Source organism: Rubritalea sp., assembly GCF_039830215.1.
Taxonomy (GTDB): Bacteria; Verrucomicrobiota; Verrucomicrobiia; order Verrucomicrobiales; family Akkermansiaceae; genus Rubritalea.
On the sequence record NZ_JBDOPO010000249.1, the window covers coordinates 1 to 3,341 of the forward strand.

3 protein-coding genes are annotated in these 3,341 nt (G+C 50.9%); 2 read left to right on the forward strand and 1 reads right to left on the reverse strand.

Features of this window, described 5'->3' with window-relative positions; all coding sequences use genetic code 11:
* Together ABGY95_RS08225 and ABGY95_RS08230 are read left to right on the forward strand one after the other, a co-directional pair.
* Window positions 1–711, forward strand: a 711-nt coding sequence (locus ABGY95_RS08225; protein WP_347441203.1) for a hypothetical protein, incomplete at its 5' end; no start/stop codon positions are given.
* A complete protein-coding gene (locus tag ABGY95_RS08230) occupies window positions 708–1,535 on the forward strand; it encodes a tetratricopeptide repeat protein (RefSeq protein ID WP_347441204.1) in 828 nt (275 codons plus the stop codon). The genes ABGY95_RS08225 and ABGY95_RS08230, both read left to right, overlap by 4 nt.
* A 160-nt stretch (window positions 1,536–1,695) precedes the next feature.
* Here ABGY95_RS08230 and ABGY95_RS08235 read toward each other — a convergent pair whose 3' ends face one another.
* On the reverse strand, window positions 1,696–3,123 hold the full coding sequence (locus ABGY95_RS08235) for a sulfatase (RefSeq protein WP_347441205.1): 1,428 nt from the start codon (window positions 3,121–3,123) through the stop codon (window positions 1,696–1,698).
* Between the last annotated feature and the right edge of the window lie 218 nt (window positions 3,124–3,341).

Here is a 3,341-nt window from a genome sequence, read left to right on the forward strand (position 1 = left end):
ACAATCACCTACATCCGCACCATCCGACCAAAGGCGCAGGATGTGTCAGCAATCCCAGCCATCCGCCTGCCCTACTTTGACCCCGTCAGCCAATCCTACGCGGTGGCCGAATCCCAGCCGATCGCTATCACCGTCAAAGCGTCCGAAGTGGCCACCGCCTACGACGCCCAAATCAGCGGAGTTGGCCCTATTCGCAACCACTTAGAATCAAACCCACAAGGGATCAAAGCCAACATCACATCGCTTAACGCTCTAGCTGGATCAGCCCAGTCAGAGGCCCGCTGGTGGATGCTCTCTAGCGTGCTCCCACCGCTCGGATTTATCTGCTTTTTCTTAGCCACCAGAAATCAACGACTAGCCATAAACAACCCAACAAAGGCGCGCGCGAATAAAGCCTACAGCCGTTTTTTGAAAAATATAGGAGCCGCAAGCAAGCTCAGTGGTAAAGAGCAGTTAGATCAGATCAACTTGAGCGTTAGAAACTACTTCGCAGACAAACTCAACCTCACAGCCATGGCCCACACCTACGATGACCTCACTGCGTACCTCAGCTATGACATCATGCCGACTGAGCTGGAGAAGCTCGGATCACTCTACCAGTCCTGTGAGGCCCCCCACTACCGAGCCAGCGAAACTAAGCCGAGTGACACAGATATTTTAGCCACGGCACAGTCCCTTATTTCAACCATTGAGAAAGCACTCAAAGCATGATGCGCATCAACACATTTCTAATCCAGTTCTTGACCATCCTTTGGTTCAGTTCGCTAGTCAGCACGGCTAAGGATTCCATTGCCGGGAAAAGCATGGATACCATTTTTAGCGAAGCTAACCAACAATTCGAGCAAGCCAACACTGCTGCAATGATTGCCCCAGCCGAGGCGCAAGACCTCTACCAGCAAGCCGGCATCAAGTTCCAATATCTCGTCGAGCATGTCGACGACCCGTCTGCAGCACTCTATATCAACCTCGGCAACGTGCACTTCCTATCAGGCGAGCATGGCCACGCGGTACTCAACTACCAACGAGCCCTCCGCATAGATCCAACTCAGGCTGATGCTCTGCACAACCTCCACTACCTGCGCAGCATCACTGTCGATGAACTTCCTATGAGCCGCAGCCAGCAAGTCGCGGACGCCTTACTCTTCTGGCACCGCTGGCCAGTCGCCGTACGAATCACGCTCTTAGCACTTTCTAACATTCTATTCTGGGGGCTCATGGCACGACTCCTCTACCAGCGCAAAAGGTGGCACTGGATTGCCCTCGCTGGCAGTGGTGCGGTAGCCCTCACTTTCAGCCTTTCGCTCTGTGCCAGCCAACAAGGATGGGGCCAAGAAACCGATGCCGTCATCGTGGCCCGCGAGGTCATTGCCCGCCAAGGAAATGGCTACATCTACGACAATGCCTTCACCTCCCCACTCCACGCCGGCACCGAGTTCACCATCCTAGAATCCCGTGGTGATTGGCACCACGCCCGCCTGCTCAACGGCAAGTCCTGCTGGCTCCCCGCCAAAAGCAGCCAGCTCTTCCAACCTTAGCTTTCTTTGCCACAAAAAATACGAAAGGACCGAAAGCTTGGAGAACACCTCGGACGATGAAACTTTTCTATCACGAATAACACTAATCGCACGAATGAGGACAAACTGCCTATCTGGAACTCTGCAATAGAGTTCCTAATTATTAAATTCTCAATTGAAGCTAGGATTCTTCTGGGACCTTGTAGTAGGTACGAAGGCGCTGAAGCTCCTCCTTCAGGCGTTTCACCTCTGGGGCGTACTCGGGATTGCTATACTCGCTCTTCATTTCTGATGGATCTTTCTCCAGATCATAGAACTCCCATTCTTCACCGTTAGGCACATCCTTGCCGTAGAAGCGAATGAGTTTAAAGCGTTTCTCTGAAACCCCTTCGTGCTTCTTCACACTGTGAGGCCCTGGGTATTCGTAATAGTGGTAGTAAAGCGACTTCCTCCAGTCAGTTGGAGTTTCACCCTTCATCAGTGGGATCAAACTCTCTCCCTGCATTTCAGCCGGTGCCTCGACACCAGCCATATCGAGGAAGGTTTCTGCGAAATCGATATTCTGTGTGAGGTCGCTGTTCACTGATCCAGCTTTCACTGTGCCTGGCCACTTTACTAACAAAGGAGTTCGGAACGACTCCTCATACATCAATCTCTTGTCAAACCAACCATGCTCACCCATGTAAAACCCTTGATCAGAACAATACATAACAATCGTGTTCTCAGCTAATCCTGACTCCTCTAAATAATCTAACACCTTCCCAACACTCTCATCGACAGCCCATATGCAACGCAGGTAGTCCTTCATGTACGTTTGGTACTTCCACTTCACCAAGTCCTTACCTTCTAACGGAGCAGCATTGAACTTCGCTGTACGCTCAGCAAACTGCCCGCCCATACCAACCTTGAGGTCAGCTTTCATCCGCATCGTCTTATCGATCGTCATGTCCTGATCGCGAGCTGCCGAGCCACGTCCCTTGTAGTCGTCAAATAATGTCGTAGGCTCAGGAATTGTTATATCTTCATACTTGCTCATGTGACGCTCCGCTGGAGTCCAATTCCGGTGCGGTGCCTTGTGGTGCATCATCAACATAAATGGCTTTTCTTTATCGCGCTGCCCCTTGAGCCAGTTCAATGTTTTGTCTGTGATCACATCACTGACATACCCTTTATTTTTCTCCTTACCTTTAGCTGAAATGAAATCTGGGTTGTAATACTTCCCTTGTCCTGGAAGGACATCCCAGTAGTCAAACCCCTGCATTGCTCCGTTTAGATGGATTTTACCGATCATCGCAGTCTGGTAGCCATTCTTCTGCAGGACTTTGGCGAAGCTCGATTGGTCATGGTTGAATGACCCTCTGTTATCAATCTTGCCATTGAGGTGACTATGCTTACCAGTCAGTAAGACTGCACGTGACGGTGCACAGATAGAGTTGGACACATAACAACGATCAAATCGCATCCCCTCCTTTGCGATCCGATCAATATTCGGCGTCATATTTAGCTTCTGTAAGGGACCGCCATAGGCTCCTATTGTTTGGAAAGAATGGTCGTCAGAAAAGATCCAGATGATGTTCGGTTTCTCAGCGGCGTGGGCGGACGGCACCATCGATGCCAATGCCAGCACACCACCCACCAATGCTGCGGATAGAGTGTTCATGGAACACCACTACGCAATTCAGATGAGATACTACACAAAATACTCTGTCATCAGCCTACTCCATCCCCACCTGTCGCATCCCCACCTGTCGCATCCCCTCATAGAGCACAATCGCTACAGCTGTCGCTAGATTCAGGCTGCGTGTGCTTCCCTCAACCATGGGAATC

What these genes read in the sequence shown, in the direction of transcription:
- ABGY95_RS08230 (WP_347441204.1), top strand. Translation starts at nt 708, where the DNA reads ATGATGCGCATCAACACATTTCTAATCCAGTTCTTGACCATCCTTTGG.
- ABGY95_RS08235 (WP_347441205.1), bottom strand. Translation starts at nt 3,123, where the DNA reads ATGGTGCCGTCCGCCCACGCCGCTGAGAAACCGAACATCATCTGGATC.